Here is a 15,326-nt window from a genome sequence, read left to right on the forward strand (position 1 = left end):
AGCGTAAGAAAACAAAAAGTTGCAAAGCCTCATCCTCCCGACGAGACAACTTAGTCCTAAATTGAAAATATTATTGTTCCAGCATAATTTATACCCTTTCCAACTGTTTTAAAGGGTGAATACTCATTTTATCGCGGCAAAAGTAATGCTTATTTTCTTCTCTTCCAAAGAATAAAAGACATTTTTTAGCATTAACTAACTGTCGAAAGGAAATTTCGCCAAGTGTTCCGGGCAAATTGCCATTTCGCAGGAACTGTAATCCCCCTATCTTTGCATCAGAGAAAATAAATAAAGAAAAGAGTATATCGGTAAAGTGGATATCTATCAGATTAACGTAGATAAAGAGCAGGATTTAGTTGCTGCATTCGGCATCCGCAGCATCCCCACCCTGCTGCTGATTCCGATGAAGGAAGAACCGAGAATTATGCAAGATGCCATGCCCAAGGAGCAGCTAAAGAAAGCTATTGATGAATTTCTGTTGAAACAAGATAACGAAGCCAAGCAATAAACTTCGATTTTTTCTCGTCATGGAAACTGCCCTCTGTCAGTCTTTTGAAGATTGGCAGAGGGCATTATATTATAGCGGAAATGCTATGCAAGAAATCACTGTGTAGCGAAAATTCCGGATGCTACCCGGAATCCCCAGCCTAATATAACTTTCGCTGGATGCCTGCATCGCCTACTACATAATAGGTATTACCTTCTATCAACACGGCACGACCACGTTTCTTCTCCCGGTTTTCCTTATTATCAACGTTAACACCGATAACCTGCCCATTGTAGAAAGTGGAAATATCTTTAAAAATAGTATGTCCCACTATGATGTGCCCTACTTTATAACGCTTCAGGATTTCTTGCAGGTCTTTATTTTCTAAAGGTTTATACTTTTCGTCTGTCCTCACCAGTCCGCGATACCATATGGGCCCGTCATTACCATACAGAAACTCAGTGAGTGGAGAAAGTGCCTTACGCTCCTTTTTACTCATAAAGAGTGCCTTGCTCATTTCCCTATTCACCGTAGGAATACTTAAATCCTTATCATAAAACAACTTACCCAATCCGGCATGTACATATAAGTCCGTACCTATAATCTGCATCGTATTGCGGGTTGCAAGCCAACGCCCCAGTTCCGTATCAGAACCGAACAGTTGAGGATATTCCTTCCCCAGCTTTTGCGCCAGTTGCTTGTATTTATCTTTTGTATAGCGAAGGTCGTTAGACAAAACAAGGGCTTCATGGTTGCCTAAAAGGAAAGAGACGTGCCCGCCGGCTTTAGCTGCTTCGTCTTCCAGTTTATAGAATAACCAAAAGATTTGCAGTACGTCTTTACCCCGGTCGAAAACATCTCCAATGATAATCAAGTGATTTTTGCCGAAACTCCACTGATATTTATCATTGATGACCCCGTTTCCCTGCAACAGGCTGATAACGCAATTCAACCTTCCGTGAGGGTCTGACATCACAAATACCTTTTCCGGACGGGTATATTTCCAATCCGGTCGTTTCAACGGATGAAGTTTTACATCGAACGGATAGTTTCCTTTGTGGTCTGTGACACGAAAACTGAAATCTTTGGGTAATACAGCATAAGTCTTGTCGGTAATCTTTCCTTTCTTATTAACGCTGATAACACGCGCACTGCCGTCAGGCTGATAAAGTATGTAAGGCCCGTCACCGGACAATTTATCCTTCTGTTCTTTCTTCTCTTTGTGGTCTTTCTTCTTATCCCCCGAATGATAAGTTCCGGCACTTATGCCGGAACTTATTAATACGAGTACAAGTGTAGAAAGGAATAATCTTAAAAAACGAGTCTTCATATTCTTTTCTCTTTCTGATAACTATTGTGATTACAACTATTTAATCTTCTTCAATTCCCCTTCATCATTCATAGCCATAATGCTTTCTCCTTCAATGAGCACAGCACGGGTTTCCTCATCTTCAAAAGCGTCAGGGTGGTTGACACAAATGTCACAGACTTTCCCGCCATAGTTAAACTTTATACGGCTATTTTCCGTATGCCCGACAATTATGCGCTTAATATTATAATCGCCCAATAACTTAGTGACATCCGCTTCTTTTATTGGATTATAACTACTACTGGTTTTCACCATTCCACGATACCATAATGGCCCGTCATAGTCATCATCATAAAGAAAATCAGCTATATCCGGGAATTGCTTCTTCCGTTCTTCTTTCGTGAGGTAGATGCTCTTGCCCACCAGTTCGTTAATTTCGGGAATAGTCTCCGTACGTTCCATGAAAGCCTTGCTCAATCCTGCGTGTACATATAGGTTATCACCTACAATCTGAATAGTATTTTTAGAACGCAGCCAGTTCCCCATTACATTCGTTAGTCCCCACATCTTTCCGTAGGTCATATTCATTGCCTTTTGTGAGAGGTTGTTGTATTTGGCAAACGTATATTTCAGATTGTCACGCATCACCATTTCTTCATGGTCGCCCAATATGGTCGTTACTCTGCCGCCCGCAGCCTGCGCTTCAAATTCCAGTTTATAGATAAGCCATAAGATAGGAAGCACGTCCGCACCACGGTCGAAGATGTCACCGTCAATAACGAGATGATTGTTGCCATATATCCATTCATATTGGTCGTTAATCACCTGTCCTGTTTTCAGGATAGCGGCAAACAAGTCGAAACGTCCGTGAAGGTCGGAGACGGCAAAGGTTTTTCCATACACAGTAGGGTCATTCCATGCCGGACGCTCAAAGTTCTCAATCTTGTCAATCGGCACTTGGAAGAGGAATTTATTATCATCCGAATACACATCCAGTTTCAGACCGGCGGGCAGGCCGGACTCCTCACGGATGCTAAGCGTATTATCTTTCGTGACTTCCAGTATTTTAAGCTTACCGTTTTCATAGAAAAGGTAAGGCCCGTCATTGCGGAAGTGTGTAGCTTCCGTTATATCCGGCCCTACGGGAGCCAAATCTTCACCGCAGGAATAAAGAGCGGTGACAAACAAGCCTAAAAGGAAATAAATGCTATATATCTTTTTCATAATTTCTATACGTTAATGCGGTTAATCAATGCAATTCATATTCCGGGTTCTGAACCATATTCTCATTGTATTCCATTTCGTGATTAGGAACAGGAAGTACTATCTTATAATAGTTCCAGTCGAAGGAACGCGCTTCTTCGGGGACTTCGCTCAAATAGTCCGTGCGTTCCACCTTCTTATTGTTTCTGATTAAGTCGAAGAAACGCTGCCCCTCTCCCCAAAATTCGATACGACGTTGTTCAAGCACCAAGTCCAAAGTAATAGCATCGTCCGGCAAATCATCCAGACTCTCTCCTGTACGTGCATAAATCGGTTTCAAATATTTGCGGGTATTCGTTATATCATCCTTCTTCACTGCGGCTTCGGCTGCATTCAGGTAAAGTTCGGACAAGCGGAAAATCGGAATATTGGCGTCCTCATAACTTTTATCTCCTTGTGCCGGATATTTCAAACAAAAAGGTTTGCTGCTACTTGCCGTAGAAACCATTTGGCTGCGGACATCATCGGATTTCTCTTTCATGTACTTCTTCCAGTACTTTTCCGTGGCTATCAGGTTATATTTGGTACAGAGATAACCGATTGACGATTTACCCGGACTGTCGGTTGTCAGGTTTACAATCTCGAACAACAATTCACTGTTGAACGGAGTCGCCCATATTTTAGCATATTCGTCATTCGTCCATAGTTTATAACCTTGCTTCTCCGCCCCTTTGATAGCTTCGATGGCTACATTGTAGGCTTCACCGTTATTTCCCATGTAGAGATAGACACGGCTCAACAAAGTCATTGCCGCCCATTTATTGATTTTCCCCTCTTTCTTCACCGGACGCAGCAGCTTCACCGCTTCAATCAAATCGTCAGTGATTGCCTTGTAGCATTGTGCAGTCGTATTGCGGGACGGTTTGAAGTTCTTGTCTTCCACCACCTTATCAATGATAGGTGCAGCCAATGACGCACCGTTATCTTTGAGATAAGGATAGCCGTAAAGACGCGTCACGTCAAACAACAGCAGGGCACGGATTGCCAAAGCCTCCCCTTTCAGATCGTCGTGATACACCTGTTCGGTCAGCTTTTCCAGTTTCGGAGTCGTTATTTCCCTGTCGGGAACCAACGCTATCTTTTCAATATCCCGCAACAGGATATTCAGATTCTTGGCTACTCCGTAATACATTCCCCAAAAACCGCTAGGGCCGTTCGTTTTGTTATACTTGAATGTATAGTAGTTCACATTGGTGCTGGAAGATTTATAAGATTTCATGTCATCCCCCGTCAAATCACCGTAGCACACCATATCGGCGCCGTAATAATTGGACGACTGCATACTGCTATATGCACCATTCAGCACAAACTCAAAATCTCTTAATTCAGTCAGCGAACCTTCGGTTTCAATAGCCGTGGAAGATTGCAAATCCAGCCAGTCATTTCCACAACCGCTTAACAAAGTTGCAAAGACACCTAAAGCTATATATTTTATCTTTTTCATACTTACTCATTTAATAGGTTAATGCATTTAGAATTTAACTTCCAAGCCGAAAGTATATGTTCTCATCGGTGGAGTATCCCAACTTGGAGACGAACCCGATTCCGGGTCAATGTAATCATACGCTGCCCAAGTCAACAGATTATTGCCCGACGCATATAAGCGTACATTGTCAATACCGACTTTCCGTGTCCATGTTTTCGGTAGGGTAAAGCCGAAAGTCAGATTCTTCAGGCGGACGTAATCACCGCTGTACAGACGACGGCTTGTGGCATAGTCTTTCATAGATATGGAACGACCGATTACAAAACGTTCGATATTAGTCTCGTCGCCTTCTTTCTGCCAACGTTTCCGGTAATAAGTAGGAATATTCAGTGTACCGTCACCACCATGTTCCAACTTACCTGCCGCACCGTCATAATTCCATGCACCGAAAGAGAAATTCAGGTTGAAGTTCAAGTCAAACCATTTGTAGGAAAGGCTGTTGCCAAAGCCACCGGTAATAGTAGGATCTGCACATTGCAAAATTACTTTTTCCGCCTTACGCGGGTCTTTGGTGGTCTCCTTGTTCAGTTTTCCGTTCTCGTCTGTCGAATTTTTATAGAACATCGGCTCACCGTCTGCCGGATCGATGCCTGCAAATTCAATCATATAATAGGTAGAATAAGGCAAGCCCACCTTATGTATAGTCGTTCCGCTAGTCACTTGCTTCAAGTCACCGTCCAGCTTCAATATCTTATTGGAGTTGTGTCCCAGATTCAGGCTGCTGCTCCAACGGAAATTCTTTGTTTCGATATTCGTTGAACGGATTTCCAGTTCGTAACCCTTATTCTGCAATTTACCGATATTGGAAAGGTAACTGGAGAAGCCGGTAGACAAAGACAATGGACGGCTATAAAGCAGATTCTTTGTGGTACGGACATAATATTCAAATGTAACATTCAGTCTGTTGTCGAAAAATCCCAAGTCAATGCCGGAGTTGAAGTTATAGTTAGTTTCCCAGGTCAGTTCCTTGTTCTCCAGTTGCGACTGCGATATGCCCGGATTATTATTGTAGTTGCTGGTGAGGCTGCTCAATCCCAAATAGCCGTAGTAGGAAGAAGGCAACGTTCCGTTCACACCATAAGACACCCTGAGTTTCAAATCGCTCAACCAATCCTGAACAGGTTTCATAAAGTTCTCGGAACTGACTCTCCATGCTCCCGATACCGACCAGAAGTTTCCCCAACGGTTCTCTCTTGCCAAACGTGAACTTCCGTCCGTTCTCCAACTGGCGCCCAAATAATATTTATTATCGTAATCGTAGTTGGCACGTGTGATATAAGAGACAATGCGGGTCGCCTTGTTGGAACCGCCCATACTTTGATAGACCACACCATTGTTTATCTCCGGCTTATCCCAGCGTGCGAAGTTGGAAATGGTAGCGCCCAATCCGTCCGATTCCTTGCTGTTGATTTCATAACCTGCCAACAAATCCAGGTTGTGTTTCTTCTTAAACTTGGTCTGATAGGTCAGGATATTAGACCATGTCATATTCGTAATATCATTATAGTCCTTGCTGAAACGTCCGTTGTCGTCGTCACCGTCACTGGTACGCGGATCTTTCCATGCACGCGACTTGTTCATCACAAAGTCATAACTGTATGTCGATGTAAACTTGATGCCTTTCCAAATGTCGAAAGTCGCATAGACAGTATTGAAAGAGCGGGTTACATATTCTTTCTTGAAGTTGAAGGAATTGGATAACATAGGATTGCGGTCGTCCAACTTGATAAGTTCACGGTTCCATGTGCCGTCCTCGTTCCATACGGGGTCGGAAGGAGTAGCACCGTTGCGTGTACCGTAGATAGGAGAAGTGTAGGTAGTACCTTCCGAGTAAGTATCCTGGTTTACTCTTGAGAATTGTATTTTGGCGCCTATATTCATCCATTTAGCCATTTGGTAGTCCACGTTCAAACGGGCGGAAACACGTTCCAGTCCGGAGTTAATAGTAACACCTTCCTGCTTCATGTAGCCGATAGAGGTGTAATACTTAATCTTCTCCTGTCCGCCGGAAGCAGAAAACTCATAATTCTGATGACTACCGTTGCGGAACAGATAATCGTCCCAATCCGTAAAGCCGCACCAAGGTATCGGTGCATATTGGTCGACGTTCGCATCCGCATACGCCCAAGCCTCATTCTCGGTCATGCCCGGATGCAGCCCTTCTTCCATGGCATCCTCATCCACTTTGCCGGTGTAGGATAACGCGTAATTGCGCAAACCTTCGTGAATCATATTCCGCCGTTCCTGTCCGCCCATTATCTCGCGGAAAGGCATGGCGAAGTTAGAAAATCCCCAGTCGGATTTCAGTGAGAAGACCGGCTTGCCCGACTTTCCCTGTTTGGTAGTGATGATAACCACCCCGTTTGCTGCACGCGAACCGTAGAGCGAAGCGGCAGCAGCATCTTTGATAACAGTAATGCTCTCGATATCAGACGTATTTAAGGTAGACATCACGTCCAAACCGGAATCACTGCCGGATGCACCGATGTTGCCGGACAATACAGGAACACCGTCCACTACATAAAGCGGAGAGTTGGAAGCATTGAACGAACCCATACCACGGATACGGATAGACGTGGACGAACCCGGTATGCCCGAACCGCTATTCACACTGACACCGGGAGCCGCTCCCTCCAACATCTGCTGGAATGATACGTTAGGAACATCTTTCACCGCTTCCGTCTTTACAATACTGGCGGAACCTGCATAAGCCGATTTCTTAAAAGTACCATATCCTGTTACTATCACCTCTTCCAACAGGTTATTATCCACTTTCAAAACTACATGAACCGCCTTGCCGGGAGTGACAACCACTTCCTGCGAAGTGTAACCGATATAAGAAACCACCAAAGTAACTTTCTTATCCGTTACTTCCAAATGAAAATTACCATTCAAGTCGGTCATCATACCATTCGTCGTACCTTTTACAATCACGTTGGCTCCGATAATCGGTTCGCCATTATCTTCGGTCACCTTACCTGTAATCGTATAACTCTTTTCCTGTACAGCAGCGACTTGCCCCTTTGCCGGTTCAGCCTTACGGATGGCAATCACTCCATCATGCACCGTATAGGTCAGCCCGCTATTTTGCAGGCATTTGTTGAGCACCTCGGAAATCAGTTCATTCTTCACATTCAGGTTTTCCACCCGGACTTTCTTCGCATCACTTGTGCTGTAAATAAATGTAAAGTCTGTTTGTTTCTGAATTTCCCAAAGCACTTCATTCAGTGTCACATTTCTAAATTTGGCTGTAACGGTAGCCTGTGCAAACACTGATGCCTGCATAAGCCCTGAAGTCGTAATACAGAGAAAGAGGAATGTCATGCAAAGACGTCTTCCATATTTCCCCAGTCGGTTAACATTACGTAGTTTTTCCATAAAACAGGGATTAATGATTAGTAAATATTTTAATAGTTTTTCCTTCCACGTCGACAGAAACCCTGCCCGTCTGTTCCAGTAATTCCACAAGCGGAGTTATCTCATTATAGCGGTTGATATAGCAGCCGAAGCGCAATTCCTTTGTAGCCTCATCGCCATAGACTACGTTCATATCATACCAACGGGCGAGTGTTTTCATAATATCTTCCAGTCGACGGTCTTTGAAGTTAATCTTTCCATGTATCCATGAAGTGTAGAATGCGGTGTCTACATTGCGGACATTTATCTGATTACTGCCCGGAGTGATGCAAGCCTGTTCGGACGGTTTCAGAATCCGGTTGCTTCCATTTTCTGTCTGTACCCTTACTGAGCCGCTGACAAGCGTTGTCTGATATTCCTCATCTGCGTAAGCGGATATATTAAAGGTAGTTCCCAATACCTCGATATCCATCCCTTTGGTTTTTACAATAAAGGGATGCCCCGTTTTGCTTACTTCAAAATAGGCCTCTCCTTCCAGTTCCACCTGGCGGCAGTCTTTCGCAAACTGAACCGGAAAGCGGATAGAACTCATAGAGTTCAAGTGCACCTTACTTCCGTCGCTCAACGTCAACTGGTATTCGCCGCCGCGAGGAACGTTTACCTTATTATAAGCAAGTTTATCGGATGAACGGTCAGGAACCTGCCGGTAATTCAATGCGGTGGAGTCCACTCGGATAACTGTCCCGTCTTTTTCTTTCAGCTCTACCCCCGAAGTGGATTTCAGGTCGATTGTCTCCCCGTTATCCAGCATAAGGGTGGCTTTCTTGCCGCCCGGAATGATTTGCTCCGTTGCATGAGCTACCGAATGAGGGGCATCGTAAGTGTTACTCTTATAAATTGCGAAAGTAGCGATAGCCAACGGAAGAATAAGGATGGCGGCATATTTGCATACGTTCAACAGACGGTATCTGAAACGATGATGTTGTATTTTCCTCTGTACCCCTATCCAACCGTTTTCCGTACTGAAAGCCTGCCTTTTCTGCATATTCAGTTTTATGTTCTCTTCACGGCAGATTTCCTGAAAGAGCCGTTCGTTTCCGGCAGATTCGTTTCTCCACTGCGTCAGTTCCGCCAATTCTTCCTCTCCTATTTCTTCGGACAAGTACTTGGCAATAAGCCTTGCGATATAGAAATATTGGTTTATCATAATTCACATGTTTTAATCGTTGTTTATACTAAAACAGGTGAATTGAAAAGCAGGGTGTATTAAAAATGATTTTTTTTAAAAGAAACTATAAAAAGTAGAAAAGCAGGTAATAATAATCCTTCAAATATCCGCGCAATTTACGATAGGCTATCTTCTTTTGAGAGTGTACCGTCTCTCCCGAAATATTCAAAGCTTCCGCAATCTCCGGGTTGGTTTTTCCTTCAAGAGCCAGCCGCATAATGCTTTTCATCTGGGGCGGCAGCTTGTCGATAGCATCCACCAATATACGGTAGCTTTCTTCGGCGATAACTTTATCCTGAAAGAAAGAGTCTTTGCCCATTTCCATTACTTTTTGGGCATACTCGTTCATGACTTTGGTATGCTCCAACTCATTCAGGGACTTATTACGTACTGAAGTATAAAGGAAAGATTTAATCTGATGGACATACATAAAATCGTCCCGCAACTGCCACAACTTGACAAAACATTCCTGAACAATATCAGCGGCCAGCGCATCATCTTCAACATACTGATTAGCAAACATACATAGGGCTATGTAATATTTGTCAAATATAAAGCGGAACTGCGCTTCATCAGTCAGTCTAATGCTTATGTTTTCAGTTGTGCGAATCACGTATATCCTTTCTTTTGGTTACAAATATACCATTTGAAAATTATTTAACCAAAAAAAAATGAATTATCACAATCTTTGCCGCATTACAAAGCCCTCGAAAAAGTCATCACGATAGCTGTTGCCGATAGCAATTTCATACGATTTTATGAATATATCATTATTATCAAACGATTCAATGTGAGCGGTATTGACTATATATGACTTGTTTACCCGCAGAAAAGTGGCTTTAGGTAATAAGTCGAATATGGCTTTCAGGCTCATACGGGTGATGATGCGCTGGTCGCCCAGTTGGATAATGACATAATCTTTCAGTCCTTCGATAAAGAGAATATCGGAGAAGCTGACTTTGAAATACCGGCGTTCAGCCTTTACGAAGAAATATTCGGCGGCGACGATTGTTTCGATGGCTTCCTTTTCTTCTTTCAATAACAGGGAGTGATAGGCCAATGCTTTGTCCACTGCTTTTTGAAAACGTTCCGCTTCGACAGGTTTTATCAGATAGTCTATGGCATCCACTTCGTAGCTGTCCAGTGCATACTCCGTATAGGCAGTGGTGAAGATAACCAATGTCCGCTTTGAAATCGTCCGTGCAAATTCAATTCCCGTAATCCCCGGCATCTGAATATCCAGGAAGACTAAATCGACTCCGTGCTGCTCCATATATTCGGAAGCAGTAGCGGCACTGTTAAAGCTGCCTGCCAACTGAAGATTGCCTGTCTCTTCTATCAATAATTTCATGGCTTCGCGTGCCAACGGTTCATCATCTACTATTATACAATTCATAATGTTATACTTAAAATTACGGAATAACGGGTTTCATCTTCTTTTAGCTCCAGTTGGTAGCAGTCGGGATATAACAGCCCTAACCTGCGCTGAATATTCGCAAGGCCGATTCCGCCCACCTTGCCTTTGCTGACGGCAACGGACGGTTTGGAGTTCTCGCAATGAAACTCCAACCGGTTATCGTCTACTTTGAAAGAGATACGAACAGACGAAGGGTACTCGCTATCGAAACTATGTTTTACTGCATTCTCTACAAAAGGGATAAACAACAACGGCTGAATCCAAATAGATTCAATATCCCCCTCTTGCTCCATTGTGAACCGGAAATTATCACGGCGTATCTTTTCGAGGTTCAGATAATCGTTCAGGAAACGGATATCCGAAGCTAACGAGACTCTTTCGCGCGAACTGTCATTGATTTGATAGCGTAGCAAATCTTCGAGTTTGAACAGGACTTTGGAAGCCTCTTCCGGGTTTCTCTTTATCAGGACATTGGCGTTATTCAGCATATTGAAAAGGAAATGCGGGTTAATCTGATTTTTGAGAAACGTCAGTTCGGATTGCAAGGTGGTGGATTCCAGTTCGTCAATGCGCAGGTTGTAGCGCAGCCAATGGGTGAACAGTGATATGGCTGCCGAGCCTGCCGTAACGAAGCCCATCGTAAGTATCCCCGAGAAGGCATTGATAAATGTAGCAAATCCATCGGGATTCCTGACGGGCAGAATCACTTCAAAAAGTGCCCCCTGGGTAATCGAAAGAAAAGTGATTACCACTAGATTCGTTAATATGGCAGCCCCGATATAACTGCCGAAACGATTCTTCAACAAGAAACGGGGTACTAATAAATACAAGTTCGCATATATCACCGCATCCATAGACAAAAAGTAGACCAGGCATCCGACCAACCGTTTCCAAAAAGAGACGATTTGCAAAGGCTCGTACCAAAATACATTGATTGTAATCAGCAGGACAGCCGATTGCAACAGGAGATGCCTGTGTATCCTGCAATGAGGACTTAACAGAAAAGAATTGATTGTCATGCTTCCCCCCCTTTCAGTTCCAGCCGTATGCACTTCGTTGTCAATAACAGTTCGTAACGGTTGCCATACAGCAAGTTCAGTCTTTGCCTGATTCGCTCCAGTCCTTTGCCCGCAGAGAGGTCAAGTTCCGGACAAATGCAAGTGAATATAACCGTGCCCCTCTCCGCTTGTAAATGGATTTTTAAGGAAACGGAAGCTGATAGTTGCCATTCGTGCAGCAACTTCACGACATACTGCACAAAAGGGATGAAAAGCAAAGGCGGAACCAACATTCTGTTCACTTCTCCTTCCGAGGTAAGTTCATAGTTCAATCTCGCCGATGAACCCTGTTCCAATGTCAGATAATTGGTGAGGAAAGCGATTTCACTGCTAAGAAGCACTTTCTGCCGGCTACAATCATAGAGTTGGTAACGAAGCAACTGGCTCAACTTCATCAGCATTTTCGACGCCTTATCCGGCTCGCTTAATGTCAGTTCTCCCGAATGATGCAAGGTCTTGAAAAGGAGTTCCGGACTGACTTGTTCTTTCAGTTGCTCCACTTCGGAAAGCACGTGGGCTTTCTCCATTTGCGAGACGCGCTGATGGTCTATCATCCATTCTTTCAGGAGCACGGTCATCGTTCCGCCTATCATGCAAAGCGTCGACAGTATAAAAGAAGAGATATAGTCCATTATCATCGGAACTGAAAAGTAGGCCCCCCGTGCATGGAGTTCCGGCCAGTGAGAATAAGCCAGATATTCTACTATCATCTGTATCAACAGCGCAATTATCATTGCAGCAGAGAGTAAGAATGAATAGGCGAGGTAACGCCTTTTCAGCAGGAATTTCGGGAACAGCCAAAAGAGGTTCAGACAAACGACAGCGACATAGGTGAGCAGATAGATGAAAGTAAATATATAAATCCAGGCGCCCAATATCTCCCGGTAGTCCATAAAAAGAATAAAGACCTGATTGAAGGAAATAGTGCCCAGCACCATAATGAGCACCAGATACCGTACCCACCGGAATTCCGGACTGACGAGTAATTTATATAAAAAGGCAGAGTCATTACCTGTTGCGATATTGCTTGTTGCGATATTGCCTGCTGCCATTGATTCGGTTGCCATACGCTTTATTGAGGGATTTATTAAGGAATACATTGTTACCGGAATCAGCTATTCCCAGCGTACACGGCTTCCCGGGCACGAAGATAAAGCTTTTTCCGGTAAGGTTTCTATACCATTTGGCTAAAATTCAAGTTTATAACTCACATTTGTCAGTATCGTGGAACCGTCGCTGACATCTATCTTTCCGGTTTTCACGTTATATTCATGTCCGTAGTGTTCTTTCGCTCCGGTAAAGTTGAGTCCTTTCACGGCAAATTCATGGGATACTTTCTTCTTGTTGATGCGATAGCTGACGGTGTAGTTGCCGATAAACATGGGGGAATATTGTTTGGAGAATGCTCTTGTTTCGTCATACTGCACTTCTTTGTCGGGGTGGTTCATCGTCGCTTCCACGTTAATCGGAGAATAGCGGTCGCCGCCTTGTAAGGTCAGCTTCAGATTGATGCTAAGGATATTCTGCTTGTTGCGTCCCAACATCCATTCTTTGCCGACAAGTCCGTTGATGACATAGTTCCGGTTGAACTTCGTGTTGTACCATTTTCCGTCTCCACCACGGTAGCGGGAATCGAACAGGGAGCCGGAAATCATGTAATAGAATCCTTTCTCCAAGAAGCGTTCGAGGGTGATGTCGATTCCGATATTACGGCCTTTTCCTTTGTTGACGAGAGCGTCTTCCACATAGAAGTCAGAGCGGTTGAGCACGGAATAAGAGCTGTCCGCCATGACAGGGACGTCGTGCAGGAACTGGATATACGGTTCTATTTTCAGATTCATCCGGTCGGAAATCTTGTAGCCGAAAGATAACATAATGTGCTGGGCTTTTGTGAAGTCGAGGTCTTTGTTGACAGACTTGTCGCCTGTGTTTTTCGTCTTTACAAAATAGACGTCCATTTTTTCCATGCGGCTGTACATTCCATAAGCGATGGCAAAAGTAGCTTTCGGGGTGGCTTGCCATTTCAGACCGGCACGGGGTTCGACAGACCATTTATTGTTCAGGGTCAGAAATTGTCCGTAGATGCCGGCGTTGAGAGTCCAGCGGTCGCCCAGTCCGACAGAGGAACTGTTGTAGGCGGAAATCAGGCTCGTATTGCCGTCGCCTTGGGAGACGGTTTCCAATAAATGAGCTTCATAAGGGGCGATGGCGAGGTTCATATTATAGAACATGGCGTTGTAGGTGAAGCCTGTCTTATTGGTGAACCGATTGCTGAATTTGCGGTTGAAGGTACTGGTCAGTATCAGGTTGGTATGTTTCGATTCCAAGTCCATATAGGGAGTGGATTCCAAAGCATGGTTGAACATGGATGCCCCGCCGTCCAGTTGCGAGTAGGTGGCGGCAACGGTTGTTTTCAGTGATGCGTCGCTATTGAAGAAATAGCGGTGGCTGATTCCGCCGGCTGCCATATATTGCTTGTCGCGTGACTCGCTGCGGTCGCCAAGATACTCCCATTTCTCAGTATTCTTCTCCATGTCGCTTTTAAATTTGTCTATCAGGCTGGTTCCCCAAATGGAGAAAGTTCCGGCTTTCTGCGTCGGGAAGTTAAGTTTGAAGTTCAAGTCCTGATAGTCCATTGTTCCTCCGTCAAGATTGAGCAGTCCAGTGGTGGAGTAACGGTAGTTGAAGATATACGATGCTTTATGTTTCTTGCTCAAAGGGCCTTCGGAAGCGACGTCAATGCCCATGATTCCTACCTGGATGGTATTTTCATTCTTTTGGTTGTTTCCATTGCGCAGCTTCATGTCGAACACGCCGGATACGGCATTTCCATATTCCGCCGGGAAAGCTCCGGTGAAGAAATCGGAATTTCCGAGTACCTGTGAGCTAAGGGAAGAAAGGATTCCCCCGCCTAAGGTGGCAATATCCGCAAAATGATTCGGGTTAGGGATTTCTACGTCTTCCAGTCTCCATTGCAACAGATGGGGAGCATTGCCGTGAATGGAAATCCCATTCGAGGAAACACTGGGAGCTACTCCGGCAAAAGCGGAAACCAGGCGTGCAGGGTCGTCAAATCCGCCTGCATAACGGCTTGCCTCTTCCACACTCAACATGCGTGCTCCGGTGGTAGCCATTTTGTTCATCGCCTCTTCTTTGTTTGTCCGGGCACGGACTACTACTTCGTTCAGTTCGTTCACACTCTCTTTCAGAGGTATCTCCAAGTAGATTTCTTTGGCGGAAGTCACCAATATTTCCCTGAAAACACCGGTTTCATATCCCATAAAGGCTGCCTCTACCGTATGCCGTCCGACAGGGACTTGCCGGATGGCGAAATGTCCGAGACTGTCCGTTGTCGTCCCCATTCCTTCTGTGCCTGCCAACTTCACCGTAGCATACGGTATAGGATACTTCGAGTCTCCGTCGACTACAATCCCGCGAATCGTCTGAACGGGGCGGCTTTTCCGTTCCGATGTCTGCCCGAAAGCAGCTACGGACACCAATAAAGCAATTAATAAGAGTATCCACCCTCCATAACGATACATCTTCCGTGTGAGTTCTTCGCTCAACACTCTTTCCAACGTTTTAAGCACTACCCCACATTCATCTACTGATACTCCCGAACGGGTTGCTATCTTCTCCAACAACATAGTTTTATTCATCTTCATGACTTATTCTGTTTTTTTATTTCGACACGAAGATAAGGGACAGGACAGTGCACGTT

Annotated in this window: 10 protein-coding genes and 1 pseudogene; 1 reads left to right on the forward strand and 10 read right to left on the reverse strand. The window is 44.6% G+C overall.

Going from position 1 to position 15,326, the window contains the following annotated elements:
* Positions 1-295 precede the first annotated feature (295 nt).
* A pseudogene (locus tag ACGHVY_RS11575) lies at positions 296-508 on the forward strand (thioredoxin domain-containing protein); the annotation flags it as partial.
* A gap of 139 nt (positions 509-647) precedes the next feature.
* Here the strand turns inward: ACGHVY_RS11575 and ACGHVY_RS11580 are convergent.
* The 10 genes from ACGHVY_RS11580 to ACGHVY_RS11625 all read right to left on the reverse strand — a co-directional run bounded on the left by ACGHVY_RS11580 (position 648) and on the right by ACGHVY_RS11625 (position 15,270).
* Positions 648-1,817, reverse strand: a complete 1,170-nt coding sequence (locus ACGHVY_RS11580) for a metallophosphoesterase (protein ID WP_390599156.1) — start codon at positions 1,815-1,817, stop codon at positions 648-650.
* 36 nt (positions 1,818-1,853) lie between these two features.
* The gene (locus ACGHVY_RS11585; protein WP_390599158.1) at positions 1,854-3,020 is read right to left on the reverse strand and encodes a metallophosphoesterase; all 1,167 of its coding nucleotides are present in this window, start codon (positions 3,018-3,020) and stop codon (positions 1,854-1,856) included.
* Positions 3,021-3,045: 25 nt separating this feature from the next.
* Positions 3,046-4,503, reverse strand: coding sequence for a RagB/SusD family nutrient uptake outer membrane protein (locus tag ACGHVY_RS11590; protein WP_308744743.1), 1,458 nt, complete (start codon positions 4,501-4,503; stop codon positions 3,046-3,048).
* A 27-nt stretch (positions 4,504-4,530) separates the two neighbouring features.
* Positions 4,531-7,923 (reverse strand): TonB-dependent receptor, encoded by a 3,393-nt coding sequence (locus tag ACGHVY_RS11595; RefSeq protein WP_390599160.1) that lies wholly within the window; start codon positions 7,921-7,923, stop codon positions 4,531-4,533.
* A gap of 10 nt (positions 7,924-7,933) precedes the next feature.
* Positions 7,934-9,109 carry a FecR family protein gene (locus ACGHVY_RS11600; protein ID WP_390599162.1) on the reverse strand — a complete coding sequence of 392 codons (1,176 nt, stop codon included), beginning with the start codon at positions 9,107-9,109 and terminating at the stop codon, positions 7,934-7,936.
* Between the two features lie 85 nt (positions 9,110-9,194).
* Entirely contained in the window at positions 9,195-9,743 is a 549-nt protein-coding gene (locus ACGHVY_RS11605) for an RNA polymerase sigma-70 factor (RefSeq protein WP_390599163.1), read from the reverse strand.
* 66 nt (positions 9,744-9,809) lie between these two features.
* Positions 9,810-10,526 (reverse strand): LytR/AlgR family response regulator transcription factor, encoded by a 717-nt coding sequence (locus tag ACGHVY_RS11610; protein ID WP_390599165.1) that lies wholly within the window; start codon positions 10,524-10,526, stop codon positions 9,810-9,812.
* Entirely contained in the window at positions 10,523-11,566 is a 1,044-nt protein-coding gene (locus ACGHVY_RS11615; RefSeq protein WP_390599166.1) for a sensor histidine kinase, read from the reverse strand. The genes ACGHVY_RS11610 and ACGHVY_RS11615 overlap by 4 nt, the downstream gene beginning before the upstream one ends.
* Entirely contained in the window at positions 11,563-12,672 is a 1,110-nt protein-coding gene (locus ACGHVY_RS11620) for a sensor histidine kinase (protein WP_390599168.1), read from the reverse strand. Before ACGHVY_RS11620 ends, ACGHVY_RS11615 begins: the two co-directional genes overlap by 4 nt.
* 120 nt (positions 12,673-12,792) lie before the next feature.
* Positions 12,793-15,270, reverse strand: coding sequence for a carboxypeptidase-like regulatory domain-containing protein (locus ACGHVY_RS11625; RefSeq protein WP_390599170.1), 2,478 nt, complete (start codon positions 15,268-15,270; stop codon positions 12,793-12,795).
* Positions 15,271-15,326: the final 56 nt, after the last annotated feature.

Source organism: Bacteroides sp. f07 (assembly GCF_042854785.1).
GTDB lineage: Bacteria > Bacteroidota > Bacteroidia > Bacteroidales > Bacteroidaceae > Bacteroides.

What these genes read in the sequence shown, in the direction of transcription:
- ACGHVY_RS11580 (WP_390599156.1), bottom strand. Translation starts at nt 1,817, where the DNA reads ATGAAGACTCGTTTTTTAAGATTATTCCTTTCTACACTTGTACTCGTA.
- ACGHVY_RS11585 (WP_390599158.1), bottom strand. Translation starts at nt 3,020, where the DNA reads ATGAAAAAGATATATAGCATTTATTTCCTTTTAGGCTTGTTTGTCACC.
- ACGHVY_RS11590 (WP_308744743.1), bottom strand. Translation starts at nt 4,503, where the DNA reads ATGAAAAAGATAAAATATATAGCTTTAGGTGTCTTTGCAACTTTGTTA.
- ACGHVY_RS11595 (WP_390599160.1), bottom strand. Translation starts at nt 7,923, where the DNA reads ATGGAAAAACTACGTAATGTTAACCGACTGGGGAAATATGGAAGACGT.
- ACGHVY_RS11600 (WP_390599162.1), bottom strand. Translation starts at nt 9,109, where the DNA reads ATGATAAACCAATATTTCTATATCGCAAGGCTTATTGCCAAGTACTTG.
- ACGHVY_RS11610 (WP_390599165.1), bottom strand. Translation starts at nt 10,526, where the DNA reads ATGAATTGTATAATAGTAGATGATGAACCGTTGGCACGCGAAGCCATG.
- ACGHVY_RS11615 (WP_390599166.1), bottom strand. Translation starts at nt 11,566, where the DNA reads ATGACAATCAATTCTTTTCTGTTAAGTCCTCATTGCAGGATACACAGG.
- ACGHVY_RS11620 (WP_390599168.1), bottom strand. Translation starts at nt 12,672, where the DNA reads ATGGCAACCGAATCAATGGCAGCAGGCAATATCGCAACAAGCAATATC.
- ACGHVY_RS11625 (WP_390599170.1), bottom strand. Translation starts at nt 15,270, where the DNA reads ATGAAGATGAATAAAACTATGTTGTTGGAGAAGATAGCAACCCGTTCG.